The sequence below is a fragment of the Streptomyces sp. AM8-1-1 genome, from assembly GCF_032229325.1.
In the GTDB taxonomy this organism is placed as follows: Bacteria; Actinomycetota; Actinomycetes; order Streptomycetales; family Streptomycetaceae; genus Streptomyces; species Streptomyces achmelvichensis.
In genome coordinates this window covers 1,508,429-1,523,962 of sequence record NZ_CP135086.1, presented here as the reverse complement: position 1 = coordinate 1,523,962, position 15,534 = coordinate 1,508,429, and the positions used below count along the sequence as shown (strand labels likewise).

14 protein-coding genes are annotated in these 15,534 nt (G+C 70.6%); 7 read left to right on the top strand and 7 right to left on the bottom strand.

What is annotated here, in order from left to right; translation table 11 throughout:
* Position 1 precedes the first annotated feature (1 nt).
* Genes RPQ07_RS06860 through RPQ07_RS06845 form a run of 4 tightly spaced genes read right to left on the bottom strand, consistent with a single transcriptional unit; the run spans position 2 to position 5,596 of the window.
* Positions 2–862, bottom strand: a complete 861-nt coding sequence (locus RPQ07_RS06860) for a 2Fe-2S iron-sulfur cluster-binding protein (RefSeq protein ID WP_313943147.1) — start codon at positions 860–862, stop codon at positions 2–4.
* Positions 859–2,697: an NAD(P)H-dependent oxidoreductase subunit E gene (locus RPQ07_RS06855; RefSeq protein WP_313943146.1), complete on the bottom strand. Its 1,839-nt coding sequence runs from the start codon at positions 2,695–2,697 to the stop codon at positions 859–861. Before RPQ07_RS06855 ends, RPQ07_RS06860 begins: the two co-directional genes overlap by 4 nt.
* Positions 2,688–4,616: a molybdopterin oxidoreductase family protein gene (locus RPQ07_RS06850; RefSeq protein ID WP_313943145.1), complete on the bottom strand. Its 1,929-nt coding sequence runs from the start codon at positions 4,614–4,616 to the stop codon at positions 2,688–2,690. Before RPQ07_RS06850 ends, RPQ07_RS06855 begins: the two co-directional genes overlap by 10 nt.
* Positions 4,613–5,596 (bottom strand): 2-dehydropantoate 2-reductase, encoded by a 984-nt coding sequence (locus RPQ07_RS06845; RefSeq protein WP_313943144.1) that lies wholly within the window; start codon positions 5,594–5,596, stop codon positions 4,613–4,615. Before RPQ07_RS06845 ends, RPQ07_RS06850 begins: the two co-directional genes overlap by 4 nt.
* Before the next feature lie 224 nt (positions 5,597–5,820).
* Between RPQ07_RS06845 and RPQ07_RS06840 the strand changes: the two genes are divergently transcribed.
* From RPQ07_RS06840 to RPQ07_RS06830, 3 genes are all read left to right on the top strand, one after another.
* A complete protein-coding gene (locus RPQ07_RS06840) occupies positions 5,821–6,768 on the top strand; it encodes a beta-ketoacyl-ACP synthase III (protein ID WP_313943143.1) in 948 nt (315 codons plus the stop codon).
* A gap of 88 nt (positions 6,769–6,856) precedes the next feature.
* Complete coding sequence (locus tag RPQ07_RS06835) at positions 6,857–7,345, top strand: NUDIX domain-containing protein (RefSeq protein WP_313943142.1); 489 nt, start codon at positions 6,857–6,859, stop codon at positions 7,343–7,345.
* Between the two features lie 150 nt (positions 7,346–7,495).
* The gene (locus RPQ07_RS06830) at positions 7,496–8,173 is read left to right on the top strand and encodes a GntR family transcriptional regulator (RefSeq protein ID WP_313943141.1); all 678 of its coding nucleotides are present in this window, start codon (positions 7,496–7,498) and stop codon (positions 8,171–8,173) included.
* A 174-nt stretch (positions 8,174–8,347) separates the two neighbouring features.
* On the opposite strand, the gene RPQ07_RS06825 is transcribed toward RPQ07_RS06830, so the two are convergent.
* Entirely contained in the window at positions 8,348–9,610 is a 1,263-nt protein-coding gene (locus RPQ07_RS06825) for an MFS transporter (RefSeq protein ID WP_313943140.1), read from the bottom strand.
* Positions 9,611–9,627: 17 nt separating this feature from the next.
* Positions 9,628–10,167, bottom strand: a complete 540-nt coding sequence (locus tag RPQ07_RS06820) for an ArsR/SmtB family transcription factor (protein WP_313943139.1) — start codon at positions 10,165–10,167, stop codon at positions 9,628–9,630.
* A 211-nt stretch (positions 10,168–10,378) separates the two neighbouring features.
* Between RPQ07_RS06820 and RPQ07_RS06815 the strand changes: the two genes are divergently transcribed.
* Positions 10,379–11,560, top strand: coding sequence for an ROK family transcriptional regulator (locus tag RPQ07_RS06815; RefSeq protein WP_313943138.1), 1,182 nt, complete (start codon positions 10,379–10,381; stop codon positions 11,558–11,560).
* Positions 11,561–11,588: 28 nt separating this feature from the next.
* On the opposite strand, the gene RPQ07_RS06810 is transcribed toward RPQ07_RS06815, so the two are convergent.
* Entirely contained in the window at positions 11,589–11,732 is a 144-nt protein-coding gene (locus RPQ07_RS06810; protein ID WP_313943137.1) for a hypothetical protein, read from the bottom strand.
* Positions 11,733–11,842: 110 nt separating this feature from the next.
* On the opposite strand from RPQ07_RS06810, the gene RPQ07_RS06805 reads away from it, so the two are divergent.
* The 3 genes from RPQ07_RS06805 to RPQ07_RS06795 all read left to right on the top strand — a co-directional run bounded on the left by RPQ07_RS06805 (position 11,843) and on the right by RPQ07_RS06795 (position 15,515).
* Positions 11,843–13,366 (top strand): sugar ABC transporter ATP-binding protein, encoded by a 1,524-nt coding sequence (locus RPQ07_RS06805; RefSeq protein ID WP_313943136.1) that lies wholly within the window; start codon positions 11,843–11,845, stop codon positions 13,364–13,366.
* Positions 13,363–14,394, top strand: coding sequence for an ABC transporter permease (locus RPQ07_RS06800; RefSeq protein WP_313943135.1), 1,032 nt, complete (start codon positions 13,363–13,365; stop codon positions 14,392–14,394). The genes RPQ07_RS06805 and RPQ07_RS06800 overlap by 4 nt, the downstream gene beginning before the upstream one ends.
* A gap of 74 nt (positions 14,395–14,468) precedes the next feature.
* Positions 14,469–15,515: a substrate-binding domain-containing protein gene (locus RPQ07_RS06795; RefSeq protein WP_313943134.1), complete on the top strand. Its 1,047-nt coding sequence runs from the start codon at positions 14,469–14,471 to the stop codon at positions 15,513–15,515.
* The last annotated feature ends 19 nt before the right edge of the window (positions 15,516–15,534 follow it).

The window sequence follows — 15,534 nt, the reverse complement described above, 5'->3', positions numbered from 1 at the left end:
ATCAAATCCGATTCTGTACGTGTTGGTAGCCGAAGCGACCCTTGATGCAGAGGTTGCCGTGGGTCACCGGGTTGTCGTGCGGCGAGGTGACCTTGACGATCTCATTCTCCTGCACATGGAGCGTGAGGTTGCAGCCGACACCGCAGTAGGCGCAGACCGTGGTCGTCTCCGTCTGCGCCGACTCGTCCCAGGTACCCGCCGCGCGCATGTCGAACTCCGACTTGAAGGAGAGCGCGCCCGTCGGGCACACCTCGATGCAGTTGCCGCAGTAGACACACGCCGAGTCGGTGAGCGGGGCGTCGTGCTCGGTGGAGATACGGGCGTCGAAACCGCGGCCCGCCACCGCGATGGCGAAGGTGTTCTGCCACTGCTCGCCGCACGCGTCCACGCACTTGTAGCAGAGGATGCACTTGTCGTAGTCGCGGACGTACAGGTCGTTGTCGACCTTCGGCTCCTTGTTGACCGTCGCCGCGTCGGGGCCGAACCGGGCGGGCTTCGCCTCGTACTCCTTGATCCACTCGGCCGCCCGGGGGGTGGTCGACAGATCGGTGGAGGAGGCCAGCAGTTCCAGCACGACCTTGCGGCTGTGCCGGGCCCGCTCGGTGTCCGTACGCACCGTCATGCCGGGCTCCGCGCGGCGCGAACAGGCCGGCGCGAGCGTCCGCGCCCCCTCCACCTCCACCACACACACCCGGCAGGCGTTCTTCGGTGTGAGCGTGTCGCCCTGGCACAGCATGGGGATGTCCTTGCCGGCGGCCCGGCAGGCGTCCAGGATCGTGTCACCCTCGGGGACCCTGACGGGGGCGTCGTCGAGGGTGAACTCGACCAGCCGCCGCGGCGGCCCGAGCGGTATCGCGGTCATTCGTAGGCTCCCAGCCGGTCGATGGCGGATTCGACGGCGTTCCAGGCGGTCTGGCCCAGACCGCAGATCGATGCGTCGCGCATGGCACTGCCGACCTCGCGCAGCAGGGCGATATCGTCCGCGGCGGCGGCGCCCGTACGGTCCTTGATGCGGTGCAGGGCCTCCTCCTGCCGGACCGTGCCGACCCGGCAGGGCACGCACTGACCGCAGGACTCGTCCCGGAAGAACTCCGCGATCCGCAGCAGGATGCGCGGCAGCTCGACGGTGTCGTCGAGTACGAGGATCACCCCCGAACCGAGCGTCGTGCCCGCGGCCCGTGTCCCCTCGAAGGTGAGGGGGATGTCCAGCTCGTCGGGCCGGACGAAGCTGCCGGCCGCGCCGCCGAGCAGGACGGCGCGGATGGTGCGCGGCGGTCCCGCACGTTCGATGAGCTCGCCGAGCGTGGCCCCGAAGGGCAGTTCGTACACGCCCGGCCGTGCCACGTTCCCCGAGAGGCAGAAGAGCTTGGTCTCCTCGGCGCGCCCGGTGAGGATCGGCAGGACGTTGACGAGCGTCTCCACGTTGTTGACCGCCGTCGGCTTGCCGAAGAGGCCCTTCTCGACGGGGAACGGCGGCTTGCTGCGCGGCTCGCCGCGGTAGCCCTCGATCGAGTTGAAGATCGCGGTCTCCTCGCCGCAGATGTACGCGCCCGCGCCGCGCCGTATCTCGATGTCGAACGCGTACCCGTGGCCGAGGATGTCGTCGCCGAGCAGATTGCGGGCCCGGGCCTGGTCGATGGCGTTCGTCAGGTGTGCCAGCGCGCGGGGGTACTCGCCGCGGAGGTACAGATAGCCCCGGCGGGCCCCGATGGCGTACCCGGCGACGGTCATCGCCTCGATCAGGGCGTACGGATCGCCCTCCATCAGGACCCGGTCCTTGAAGGTCCCCGGTTCGCTCTCGTCCGCGTTGCACACCAGGTAGTGGGGGTGGTCGGGCTGCGAGGCGGTCGCCTGCCACTTGCGGCCGGTCGGGAACGCGGCACCGCCGCGCCCGACGAGCCCGGAGTCGGTGACCTCCCGGATCACACCGGCCGGGCCGAGGGCGAAGGCGCGGCGGAGGGCCGCGTAACCGCCGTGCGATCGGTAGTCGTCGATGCTCAGCGGATCGACGACGCCGACCCGCCTCAGCAGCGTCAGCCCGGGATCGCCCGCCTGCGGCACGGCGGTACGGGCGCCCGCCTCGGCGGGTGCGCCGGCCACGGAGGCGACCGCGGTCATGACGGCCTCCGCCGTCGCGGGGGCGACGACGGCTGTCGCGTATCCGGTACGGCCGTCGGCGGGTTCCTCGCCCGCGGGCCGGGCCGGATCCCCCTGCCCGGCCTGCATGACCAGCGCCGCGGGGGCTCGTTCGCACAGGCCCAGGCACGGGCTCGGCTGGTAGGCCACATCGCGCCCGAGCCGGTCCTCGAGCGCGGCTGTCAGGGTGGACGAGCCCTTCGCCGCGCACGCCAGGTCGGTGCAGACGTGCAGCACCTTCGACGCCCGCGGCCGCACCGAGAACAGCGAGTAGAAGGTCGCCACGCCGTACGCCTCGGCCGGTGGCACCGTCAGACGCCGGCAGATGTAGTCGAGCGCCCCCTCACTCAGCCAGCCCACCCGGTCGTTCACCGCATGCAGGGCCGGCAGCAGCAGATCCCGCCGCTCGCGTGCCGCCGCACCGCCGCGCGCCCAGCGCAGATCCTCGTCGGTGCGTTCCGTGCCGCCCTCCCAGCCCGTCCCGGCCGGCCCCAGCAGGGCGTCGACCGCGTCCCGTTCGTCGTCCGTCACCTTCGCCGCGTCGGCGAACTTCAGGTCCATGCCGGCACCAGCTTCTCGATGCGGATCGCGGACGCCTTGAACTCGGCCGTGCCCGCGATCGGGCAGTTCGCCTCGATGGTGAGCTGGTTGGTGTCGACCTCGTCCGGGAAGTGCATGGTCATGAACGCGAGCCCCGGCCGCAGCCCGGGTTCGATCCACACGGGTGCCGTCACCGAGCCGCGCCGCGACGAGATCCGCACCTCCTCGTCCGCCTCGACCCCGTAGGCCGCCGCGTCCTCGGGACACAGCTCGATGTACTCACCACGGCGCAGCGGAGAGGCGAAACTGCCGCTCTGCACACCGGTGTTGTACGAGTCGAGCCGCCGGCCGGTCGTCAGCCGCAGCGGGTACTCCTCGTCGGTGAGATCCACCGGCGGATCGTGCTGGACGAGCCCGAACGCCGCCGGGGTGCCGCGCTTGACCGGGTCGGTCTCCCACAGCCGCGCGTGCAGGAAGCTGGAGGGCAGTGTGTCCACGTCGGGGCAGGGCCACTGGAGGCCGGCGTGCTCGTCGAGGCGGTCGTACGTCATGCCGAAGTGGTCGGGGGACAGGGAGCGCAGCTCGTTCCACACCGCCTCCGAGTCGGCGAACTTCCAGCCGTCGTGGCCGAGGCGTTCGGCCATCGCGCAGAGGATGTCGATGTCCTCGCGGGCCTCGCCCGGCGGCACGAGCGCGGCCCGGACCCGCTGCACCCGGCGCTCGCTGTTCGTCGTCGTGCCCTCCGTCTCGGCCCAGGCCGCCGTCGCGGGCAGGACCACGTCGGCCATCTCCGCGGTCTTCGTCAGGAAGATGTCCTGCACCACCAGATGGTCGAGCGACTTCAGCCGCCGTACCGCCTGTTCGCTGTCGGCCTCGGACTGAGCGGGGTTCTCGCCGATGCAGTACACGGCACGCAGGTCCCGGCTCTCCATCGCCTCGAACATCTCGGTGAGCGTCATGCCGTAGCGGGGCTGGATGACCGCGTCCCAGGTCCGCTCGAACTTGGTGCGGGCCACCGGATCGAGGATGTCCTGGAAGCCGGGCAGCCGGTTGGGGATGGCGCCCATGTCGCCGCCACCCTGGACGTTGTTCTGGCCGCGCAGCGGCTGGACCCCGGCTCCGTAGCGCCCCACCTGGCCGGTCAGGAGCGACAGGTTGATCAGTGCCCGCACGTTGTCGGTGCCGTTGTGGTGCTCGGTGATGCCGAGGGTCCAGCACAGCTGGGCCCGTTCGGCCGTGGCGTAGGCGTGCGCCAGTTCACGGATCGCGGCGGCCGGCACGCCCGTCACCTTCTCGGCGGCCGTCAGGGTCCAGGGTTCGACGAGTGCGGCGTACTCCTCGAAACCGGTCGTCGCCCGCTCCACGAAAGCCCGGTTGACCAGGCCGGCGTGGATGATCTCCCGGCCGACGGCGTGCGCGAGCGGGATGTCGGTGCCGACGTTGAGGCCGAGCCAGCTCTCCGCCCACTCGGCCGTCGAGGTGCGCCGGGGATCGACCGCGTACATGCGCGCGCCGTTGCGTATCCCCTTGAGCACGTGCTGGAAGAAGATCGGGTGGGCGAAGCGGGCGTTGGAGCCCCACATCACGATGAGATCGGTGTGGTCGACCTCCTCGTAGGACGAGGTCCCCCCGCCGGAGCCGAAGACGGCGGAGAGGCCCGCCACGCTCGGCGCGTGACAGGTGCGGTTGCAGGAGTCGACATTGTTCGTGCCCATCACCACGCGGGTGAACTTCTGCGCCACATAGTTCATTTCATTGGTGGCACGGGCGCAGGAGAGCATCGCGAAGGCGTCGGGGCCGTGTTGTTCCCGGGCCTGGCGGAAGCCGGCCGCCGCCCGGTCCAGTGCCTCGTCCCAACTGGCCCTGCGCAACTGTCCGTCGTCGTCGCGGACCAGCGGATGGGTGAGCCTCGGATACGTCTTCTGCGGCTTCTTCTTCATGCTGCACTTCCTGCTGAGGCGGTGGTGGCAAGGAGATCGGCGAGCGCGTGCACGGCGCAGAGTTTCGGCACCGGGGTCCTGGTGAGTGCGGCGAGCTCGACGACTGCCGCGAGCAGCACGTCCAGTTCGAGCGGCTTGCCCTTCTCCAGGTCCTGGAGGGTGGAGGTCTTGTGGTCGCCGACGCGTTCGGCGCCGGCGATGCGCTTCTCCACGGAGATCTTGGGGTGGCATCCGACAGCGGCCGCGACGTCGAGGGTTTCCCGCATCATCGTCTCGACCAGGGCTTTCGTGTCCCGGTGGCGACAGATCTGCGCCATCGTGGCCCGGGAGAGTGCGCTGATCGGGTTGAAGGAGATGTTGCCGAGCAGCTTGATCCAGATGTCGTTGCGCAGGTCGGGTTCGACGGGACACTTCAGCCCGCCCGCGACCATGGCCTCACTGAACTCGAGGCAGCGCCGCGACACACTCAGGTCGGGTTCGCCGATGGAGAAGCGCGTGCCCTCCAAGTGGCGTACGACGCCGGGTGCTTCGAGTTCGGTCGCCGCGTAGACGACACATCCGATGGCGCGTTCCGGCGGCAGTGTCGCGCTCACCGAACCGCCCGGGTCGACGCTCTCGATGCGGCGTCCGGTGTACGGGCCGGGCAGCCCGTGGAAGTACCACCACGGGATGCCGTTCTGTGCGGCGATCACCGAGGTGCGCTCGTGGAGCAGGGGATGGACCAGCGGGCCCGACGCCGCGTAGGAGTTCGCCTTGAGGCCCAGGAAGACATGGTCGACGGGCCCGACGGAGGCGGGGTCGTCGGTGGCGTTGGGCCGCGCGGTGTAGTCGCCGCGCGGGCTGAGGACACGGACACCGTCACGGCGCATGGCCGCGAGGTGCGCACCGCGGGCGATGAGGTGGACTTCGGCGCCGGCGCGGTGCAGCGCGGCCCCGACGTATGCGCCGATGGCTCCGGCGCCGACAACTGCGACTTTCACGGGGGCTCTCCGTTCGGTTGAGCGACCGAGCGAGGGCGGAGGTGACGAGGGTTGAGTCGACAGAATATTGTCTACAGTATGCCTTTCGGCCGGTCAATACTCGTCACACCCTTGGGGAAGCTCCAAAATCCGCCCCCCGAATCCTGTGGGGTCACGTGCCGTCGTACCGGGTGGTAGCAGCCAACACTGGGACGTTCCATCTGCCTCTAGGACGGGATCCTTATATGACCGGCACGCGCATCACCGCGCTGGGGCACTACCAGCCCGCCAAGGTGCTCACCAACGAGGACCTGGCGGCCATGGTCGACACCAGTGACGAGTGGATCCGCTCGCGTGTCGGTATCCGGACCCGGCACGTCGCGGCGGAGGACGAGCCGGTCGACGAGCTCGCCGCGCACGCCGCGGCCAAGGCCCTGGCCGCTGCCGGCCTCACTCCCGGGGACATCGACCTCGTCCTGGTCGCCACCTCCACGGCGATCGACCGGTCCCCGAACATGGCGGCGCGCGTCGCGGCGCGGCTCGGCATGGGCTCACCGGCCGTGATGGACCTCAATGTCGTCTGCGCGGGCTTCACCCACGCCCTCGCCACCGCCGACCACGCCGTGCGCGCCGGGTCGGCCGAGCGGGCACTGGTCATCGGCGCCGACAAGATGGCCGCGGTGGCCGACTGGAGCGACCGCACCAGCTGCGTGCTCGTCGGTGACGGCGCGGGGGCCGCGGTCGTCGAGGCGACCCGGGAGGGCGAGCGCCCGGGTATCGGTCCGGTGCTGTGGGGCTCGGTCCCCGAGATGGGCCATGCCGTACGGATCGAGGGCACCCCGCCGCGCTTCGCGCAGGAGGGCCAGTCCGTCTACCGGTGGGCCACCACGCAGCTGCCGCCCATCGCCCGCAAGGTATGCGAGCGCGGCGGAGTCACGCCCGAGGAGCTGGCTGCGGTCGTCCTCCACCAGGCGAATCTGCGGATCATCGAACCCGTCGCCCAGAAGATCGGCGCCGTGAACGCCGTCATCGCCCGCGATGTGGTCGAGTCCGGCAACACCTCGGCCGCCTCCATCCCGCTGGCGCTGTCGAAGCTGATCGAGCGCGGGGAGATCGCGTCCGGCGACCCCGTGCTGCTGTTCGGCTTCGGCGGCAACCTCTCCTACGCGGGCCAGATCGTCCGCTGCCCCTGAGATCTGTCGCTCCTGTTCCCCCTGGCCGTTTCGCCGGCGCCGAGCGTCGGCGCGCCGGGCGGCCCGCCTCCCGGGCACACTGAACGGCATGGTGGCGAAGCGAAGCGCGGGCCTTCTGCTGTTCCGCGGCACGGGCACGGAGACCGAGGTGCTCATCGGGCACATGGGAGGCCCGTACTGGCAGGGCCGGGACGAGAAGGCCTGGTCGGTGCCGAAGGGCGAGTACCTCGCCGAGGAGCAGCCGATGGCCGCGGCCCGTCGGGAGTTCGAGGAGGAGCTCGGGCTCGCGCCGCCCGACGGCGAGTGGCTGCCGCTCGGCGACGCCCGCCAGTCGAGCGGGAAGACCGTGATCGCCTGGGCGATGGAGGGCGACCTCGACATCGGCCTCGTGGTGCCGGGCACGTTCACCATGGAGTGGCCGCCTCGCTCGGGCCGGATGGAGGAGTTCCCGGAGATCGACCGGGTCGCATGGCTCCGGCTGGACGAGGCGCGCGAGAAGCTGGTCGCCGGCCAGCAGGTCTTCATCGACCGTCTGAAGGACCTTCTCGACGGTCGCGGGGAGCCCGGCACGGCGTGATCCCCGCCCGAAGTGCCCCTGGATGCAGGGGATTTCCGCCAGAGGTGACGTGTATCTCGGTGCGGTTTCCGCATGACGGGGATTGCGCTCGGTAGACTGTAGACGATAACCAATTGTGTCTCGCCGCCGTCGGCCGCAAGGGGGACCGTGATGTTGTCCGCAGGACTGCCGCAGGGCGCCGTGCCCAAGCTGGAACGACCTGGTCCGCTGCGTGAGCGTGTGTACGAGGCGTTGCTGGAGCTGATCACGACGCGGGCGCTGAGCCCCGGCCAGCATCTGGTCGAGAGTGAACTCGCCGGGCATCTCGGGGTCTCCCGGCAGCCCGTGCGCGAGGCGTTGCAGCGGCTGAACACCGAGGGATGGGTCGATCTACGGCCGGCGCAGGGCGCGTTCGTCCACGAGCCCACCGAGGACGAGGCGGACCAACTGCTCTCCGTGCGCACCCTGCTGGAGGCCGAGGCCGCCCGCCTCGCCGCGGCGAACTCCGGCTCCGCGGGCATCGCCGAGCTGGAAGAGCTCTGCGCGCAGGGTGAGCGGGCCGTCGCCGACGACGACGTGGATCTGGCGGTGGCCACCAACGCCACGTTCCACGCCAAGGTGATGGAGCTCGCCGGGAACGTCGTCCTGCGGGAACTGGCCGCCCAGGTGGACCGTCGTGTCCGCTGGTACTACACGCCCGTGGCGCGGCAGCGTGGCCGGCAGTCGTGGATCGAGCACCGCGAACTGATCGCGGCGATCGCGGACCGCGACGAGCGGCGTGCGACCGAGGTCATGAAAGCGCACACCGAGCACACCCGCCAGACGTACCACCAGCGCGAACAGGCGTAGCCGGCGGCGCACGGTCCGCGAGCGGGGTCCGCGGCCACGGGTCCGGCTACGGGTCGGGCGGGGCGCGTTCGGGTCCGGCCGGGGTCCCGTGGGGCCCGGGCGTCCGACGCTCCGAGGGCCGAGGCGGGGAACGCCGGGCCCGGCTCAGCACTGGCCCACCGACCTCACGGAGTCTCACGCACGCTTCAGAACGGGGGCCCGGGATTCCGGGTGATCCGGATCATCGGCCGGGGCGGCGGCGCGCAGTGCCGCCTCGACCCGGCGGTTGCTGGTCATGGTCGCGGTGATGGTGGTCATCGTGAGGAGGAGGCCGGCGGCGGCGTACAGCGGGGTTCGCACGTCGTAGGCGGTGGCCAGCCAGCCGCCGAGGAAGGCACCGAAGGGGGCGGCGCACATGGCGAGCATGCGGGAGGTGGAGGCGACCCGGCCCATCAGGTGGGCAGGGACGATCGCCTGTCGGAGGGAGGGCGCGAGCACCATCGTGGCGCCCATGCCCGCTCCGCAGACGGCGAGCGCGAGGCCGGCGAGATACGGGTTCGGGGCGGCGGCAAGGCCCAGAATGGCGAGTCCCTCGACTGCGGCCGTGCACGTCAACGCGGCGCCGGTGCCGAGTCGTCGGCCGAGGAAGGAGGCGATGCCTGCGCCGAGCAGACCGCCGGTGGCCTCCGCCGTGAGCAGCAGGCCGAAGCCGAAGGTGTCGATGCCGAGACGATCGTGCGCGAAGAGGGCGAGCACGGTCTCCACGGCGAGGAAGGCGATGTTCCCGACCGCCGGACGCAGCGCGAGCCCGAGCAGCAGCTGATCCCGGAACACGTACGAGGCGCCGGCCCGCGCCTGCCGCAGCAGCGACTCACGCGCCTGCGGTGCGGGCCGGGGTGTGGCGGGCAGCGTACGGACGAGCAGCGCGGAGAACAGGAACGACACCGCGTCGGCGAGCAGGGGAACCGCCCGCCCGAGCCCGAGCAGCGCACTGCCCGCCGGCGGCCCCGCGAAACCGGACATGGCGGTCTGGGCGCCGCGCAGGCGGGAGTTGGCGCGCTCCAGGAGCGCGGGGTCGCGGCGGAGCAGATCCGGCAGGTAGGCCGTGGCGGCCGTATCGAAGAACAGCCCGCCGAGGCCGAGCAGAAAGGCGACGCCCGCGAGCAGCGGAATGCTCAGCACGTCGAGCACGGCCGCTGCCGCCGGTATCGCGAGCAGCGCCGCACGCGCCGCGTCCGCGACCCACATCGTGCGCCGACGGTCCCAGCGATCCACCAGCGCACCGCCGAGCACCCCGAAGAGCACCCACGGCAGCGTCCCGGCGGCCGTGACGGCGGCGAGCGCCATCGGATCCCGCGTCAACGTCAACGCGAGCAGCGGCAGCGCGGCATGCGACACCCCGTCACCGAGCGAGGACACGGTCTGTGCCGTCCACAGCCGCCCGAAGCCGGTCGGCAACTTTCGAACGTCCGACGTCACTTGGCGTCCCCTCCGGTCTGCCGGCGCGGTGCCGGGTGGAACAGTGCGAAGACGAGTGACGCGTCCGGCAGCGACGGATCGGACAGCTCCCGGTACTCGTCCGCCAGTTCCTCGAGCCGCGCTCCCAGCTCCGCGAACTGCTCCTCGGTGAGCCGCAGATGCGCCATCCGCACGTGCCGCTCGCCGTCCGCCGCCGACGCCTCCAGGTCCGCCACCGCGTGGCGCATCAGCACATCCGGCCCTCCTTCGCCCGGATCCGGCAGCGTGACCGACCGCGCGGCCATCGCGTAGTACCGCTCGGTGACCCCCCGCACCTTTCGTGTCCGTACCACCTTCACCAGGCCGGCCCGCTCCAGCAGCCGCACGTGGTAGCTGGAACTCCCCTTCGCGAGGCCCACTCGCTCGGCGATCTGCGTGATCGTCGCGGGCTCGAAGCGGAGCACTGCCATGATCCGGTGGCGCGTGAGATTGGAGACGGCACGCAGCTGCTCGTCAGTGGTGACGTGAAACGTCTCGGGGAGATCATCGGTAGGCATGCGAGTAATGGTCAACGACTCTTGACCATTGCGCAAGGGGATTCACGAACTGGTCTTTGTCCCGAGTGTGGAGAAAGTTGGACCGGAACTCTGCGCAAGTTCTTCCCACTTGGGGAAAGCGCTGCTACGTTCCCCTCGAAAGCACGACAAGACGGAGCCGCATCAGGTGCCCCGTGCCGATGGCCAGGGGAGGGAGGGGTTCGTGAGACGCATGACCGCTCGACCCGCGAACGCGCATCAGGCGCGACTCCTCAAGCTGCTGCGCGACGGGGGCCCCAACTCCCGTGCGCAGCTCGGCGACCAGGTCGACCTCTCCCGGTCCAAGCTCGCCGTCGAGGTCGACCGGCTGCTGGAGACCGGACTGGTGGTCGCCGACGGACTCGCCGCCTCGCGCGGCGGCCGGCGTTCCCACAACATCCGGCTCGCGCCCGAACTGCGGTTCCTCGGTGTGGACATCGGTGCCACGTCCATCGACGTGGCCGTCACCAACGCCGAACTGGAAGTGCTCGGACACCTCAACCACCCGATGGACGTCCGCGAGGGCCCGGTCGCCGTCTTCGAGCAGGTGCTGTCGATGGCCGCCAAGCTGCGGGCAACCGGCCTCGCCGAGGGCTTCGACGGCGCGGGCATCGGTGTGCCGGGTCCGGTCCGCTTCCCCGAGGGCGTGCCGGTCGCACCGCCGATCATGCCCGGCTGGGACGGATTCCCGGTCCGCGAGGCGCTCAGCCAGGACCTCGGCTGCCCGGTCATGGTCGACAACGACGTGAATCTCATGGCGATGGGGGAGCAGCACGCGGGCGTCGCGCGCTCCGTCGTGGACTTCCTCTGCATCAAGATCGGCACCGGTATCGGCTGCGGCATCGTCGTCGGCGGAGAGGTCTACCGCGGTACGACGGGCAGCGCGGGCGACATCGGCCACATCCAGGTCGAGCCCGACGGCCGCCCCTGCGCCTGCGGTAACAAGGGCTGCCTGGAGGCCCACTTCAGTGGTGCCGCACTGGCCGGGGACGCCGAGGAAGCGGCCCGCAGCGGCCGCTCCGAAGAACTCGCCGCACGGCTGGAGACGGCCGGTCGGCTCACCGCCGTCGATGTCGCGGCCGCGGCGGCCGCCGGTGACACCACCTCGATCGAGCTGATCCGAGAGGGAGGCAACCGCGTCGGCCAGGTCATCGCCGGGCTCGTCAGCTTCTTCAATCCGGGTCTCGTGGTGATCGGCGGCGGGGTGACCGGACTCGGTCACACGCTGCTGGCCAGCGTCCGGACCCAGGTCTACCGCCAGTCGCTGCCCCTGGCCACCGGGAACCTGCCCATTGTGCTGGGCGAGTTGGGTCCGACCGCCGGAGTGATCGGCGCGGCCCGGCTCATCAGCGACCACCTCTTCTCACCGGCCTGACCCCGGGCCGGCCGCCCGGGCCGGCGCCTCACGCAACCAGCACGACGGCACCACGAGCACTGCCAGGCACCGCGAGCACCACCAGAAGCACTGCCATCGTCAGCACCACTGGCATCACAGGCACCGCGAGCACCACTGGCACGTTCAGCACCACCGGCACGTTCAGCAACACCGCACCACCAGCCCCACGGCACCACCAGCTCTCTCGCTCCACCCGCCCTGCCGCACCCACGCACCACGGACTGCCCGACTCACCGGCCGCACCCGCCGAGGGGATTTGTCATGGCACCAGAATCACCCCTGCTCACCATGTCCGGAATCACCAAGTCGTTCCCGGGCGTCCGCGCACTCGACGGCGTCGACCTGGAGGTCCAGGCCGGCGAAGTGCAGTGCCTGCTCGGCCAGAACGGCGCGGGCAAGTCCACCCTGATCAAGGTCCTCGCCGGAGTCCACCAGCCCGACGGCGGCACCATCACCTGGCAGGGCGAGACCGTCTCGCTGAAGTCGCCCATCGCGGCCATGCGGCTCGGCATCGCCACCATCTACCAGGAACTCGACCTGGTGGAGGGCCTGTCGGTCGCCGAGAACGTCTTCCTGGGCCATGAGCCCACCGCGGCCGGCTTCGTCGTACGCGGCGGCGAGGCCCGCGCGTCGGCGAGCAGGCTCCTCAAGCGTCTCGGCCACCCGGAGATCGACCCCGGCCGCCTCGTCGGCGACCTCTCCGCCGCCCAGCAGCAGATCGTGTCCATGGCCCGCGCGCTCTCCCACGACGTACGGCTGATCGTGATGGACGAGCCGTCCGCGGCGCTCGACCCCGACGAGGTCGCCAACCTGTTCCGTATCGTCGGCGACCTCACCGCCGAGGGCGTCGCGGTCGTCTACATCTCCCACCGCCTCGAGGAGATCCGCACCATCGGCGACCGGGTCACCGTCCTCAAGGACGGCCGCGCGGTCGCGGTCGGACTGCCGGCGAAGACCACGCCGACCCGCGAGGTCGTCGCGCTGATGACCGGACGGAACGTCGAGTACGTCTTCCCCGAGCGCCCCGATCCGGTCGCGGCCGACAGCCGGCCGCCCGTGCTGCGGGTCGAAGGTCTCACCAGGAAAGGGGAGTTCGCGCCCGTCGACCTCGAACTGCGGCCGGGCGAGATCGTCGGGCTCGCCGGTCTGGTCGGCTCGGGACGCTCCGAGATCCTGGAGACGATCTACGGCGCCCGCAGGCCCACCGCCGGACGCGTCGTCGTCGACGGGACCCCGCTGCGCACCGGCAGCGTCCGCTCCGCGGTGCGCGCCGGCATCGGGCTCGCGCCCGAGGAGCGCAAGGCACAGGCGCTGCTGATGCTCGAATCGGTCACCCGCAATGTGTCGGTCTCCACGCTCTCCCGCTTCTCCCGCGGCGGCTGGCTCGACGGCCGTGCCGAGCGGGCCGCGGCGCAGCAGGCGACCAGGGAACTCTCCCTGCGCCCGGACAACCCCGACGCCCGTATCCGAACGCTCTCCGGCGGCAACCAGCAGAAGGCCGTGCTCGCGCGCTGGCTGCTGCGCGGCTGCAAGGTCCTGCTGCTGGACGAGCCGACCCGAGGCGTGGACGTCGGCGCACGCGCCGAGCTCTACGCCGTGATCCGGCGGCTGGCCGACGAAGGCCTCGCCGTACTGCTCGTCTCCAGCGAAGTCCCCGAAGTCCTGGGCCTCGCCGACCGGGTGCTCGTCCTGCGCGAGGGCAGCGTCGTGCACACGGCCGACGCCCGGGAGCTGGACGAGCACCGCGTACTCGACCTTGTGATGGAAGGGAGCCCGACGGCATGACGCAGCCAGCCACCCCTGCGCAGCAGGACGCGCCGCCACCCACTGCCAAGACAGCACCGGACACCGGGGGCCGGCGACCGCTCGGACTGCGCGCCGATGTCCGCAACCTCTCTCTGCTCGGTGTGCTGGCCGTGCTGATCCTGGTCGGCGGCATCACCAAGCCCGATCAGTTCCTCGCCGTCAGCAACCTCCAACTCGTCCTCACCCAGGCGTCCGTCATCGGTGTCGTCACCGTCGGTATGACGTTCGTGATCATCAGCGGCGGCATCGACCTGTCGGTCGGCGCGATCGTGGCGCTGGCATCGGTGTGGGCGACCACCCTGGCCACCCAGGAGTACGGCTTCGCCGGCATCCTGTTCACCGCCGTGATCGTGGGCGTCGCCTGCGGACTGGTGAACGGGGTACTGATCGCCTACGGGCGGATGGTTCCCTTCATCGCCACTTTGGCCATGCTCGCCTCGGCCCGCGGACTCGCTCTGCAGATCACCGACGGCAACACCCAGATCGTCACGGTGAACTCGGTGCTCGACCTCGGCGTGAAGGACGCGTACGTCCTCGGCATCCCGCCGCTGGTGCTCGTGTTCGCCGCGGTCACGGTCGTCGGCTGGCTGGTGCTGAACCGTACGACGTTCGGACGCCGCAGTGTCGCCGTCGGCGGCAACGCGGAAGCCGCCCGGCTCGCCGGCATCGACGTCCGCAGGCAGCGGCTCTACCTCTACCTGCTCTCCGGACTGTGCTGCGGCATCGCGGCCTTCATGCTGATCGTCCTCGCCGGCTCCGGTCAGAACACCAACGGCAATCTCTACGAGCTCGACGCCATCGCCGCCGCGATCATCGGCGGCACCCTGCTGAGCGGAGGCCGCGGCACCATCGTCGGCTCCGTCCTCGGTGTCCTCGTCTTCACCACCATCACCAATATCTTCGCCCTCAACAACCTGGAGACCGCCGTCCAGCAGATCGCCAAGGGCGCGATCATCGTCGCGGCCGTCCTGGTGCAGCACCGCACCCTGCGCGGCGGGGACGCCTGACCACCAAGCCGTCCACGCCACCCCCGTCCCCCATCCCCCATCTGTCGCACCGCCCAGCGAAGGGTTGATCCGCCATGCCAGAAATCCCCGTACCCAGCCGCAGAGGACTCCTCTTCGGCACCGCCGCCATCGGCGCCGGTGCGTTGCTGACCGCCTGCACCAGCAACGAGCCCGAATCGAAGGGCGAGGCCACCAACAACGCGCCGGTGGCCGACGACAAGCCCGGCAAGGCCGTCACCATCGGCTTCGCCGGACCGCAGGCCGACCACGGCTGGCTGAACGCGATCAACCAGAACGCCAGGTCACGGGCGAAGAAGTACTCCGACGTGACACTCGACATCACTGAGGGCTCCAACGACACGGCCACCCAGATCGGCCAGATCCAGACGCTGATCAACAAGAAGGTCGACGTGCTCGTCGTCCTCCCGGCCGACGGAAAGGCCCTGACCCAGGTCGGCCTCCAGGCCATGAAGGCGGGCATCCCCGTCATCAACCTGGACCGCATCTTCGCCTCCCCGCAGGCCTACCGCTGCTGGATCGGCGGCGACAACTACGGCATGGGCCTCAACGCCGGCCGGTACATCGGCGAGCAGCTCAAGAACAAGCCCAACGCCAAGGTCATCGAGCTGGCGGGCATCGACAACCTCGAGCTCACCAAGCAGCGCACCCAGGGCTTCGACGACGCGCTCAAGAACTACCCCAACATCAAGAAGGTGGCCCGTCAGGCCGCCGACTTCACCGTCGAGTCCGGCCAGGCCAAGATGGCCCAACTCCTCCAGGCCCAGAACCAGTTCGACGCGCTGTGGAACCACGACGACGACCAGGGCGTGGGGGCGCTGCGCGCCATCGCGCAGGCAGGCCGCGACGACTTCCTGATGGTCGGCGGCGCCGGCGCCAAGTCGGCGATGGACGCCATCAAGGCCGACAACAGCGTGCTGAAGGCCACCGTGCTCTACCCGCCGACGATGGCCGCCTCCGCCATCGACATCGCCCGCGCCCTCGGACAGGCCAAGGGTGTCAGCGGCCTCGCCGAACTCGAGATTCCCGCCTCGCTCACCCTGTACTCGGCCGTCGTCACCAAGGAGAACGTCGACCAGTACCTGCCCACCGGCTTCAGCTGACCGGCGCGCCCGCCCCCAC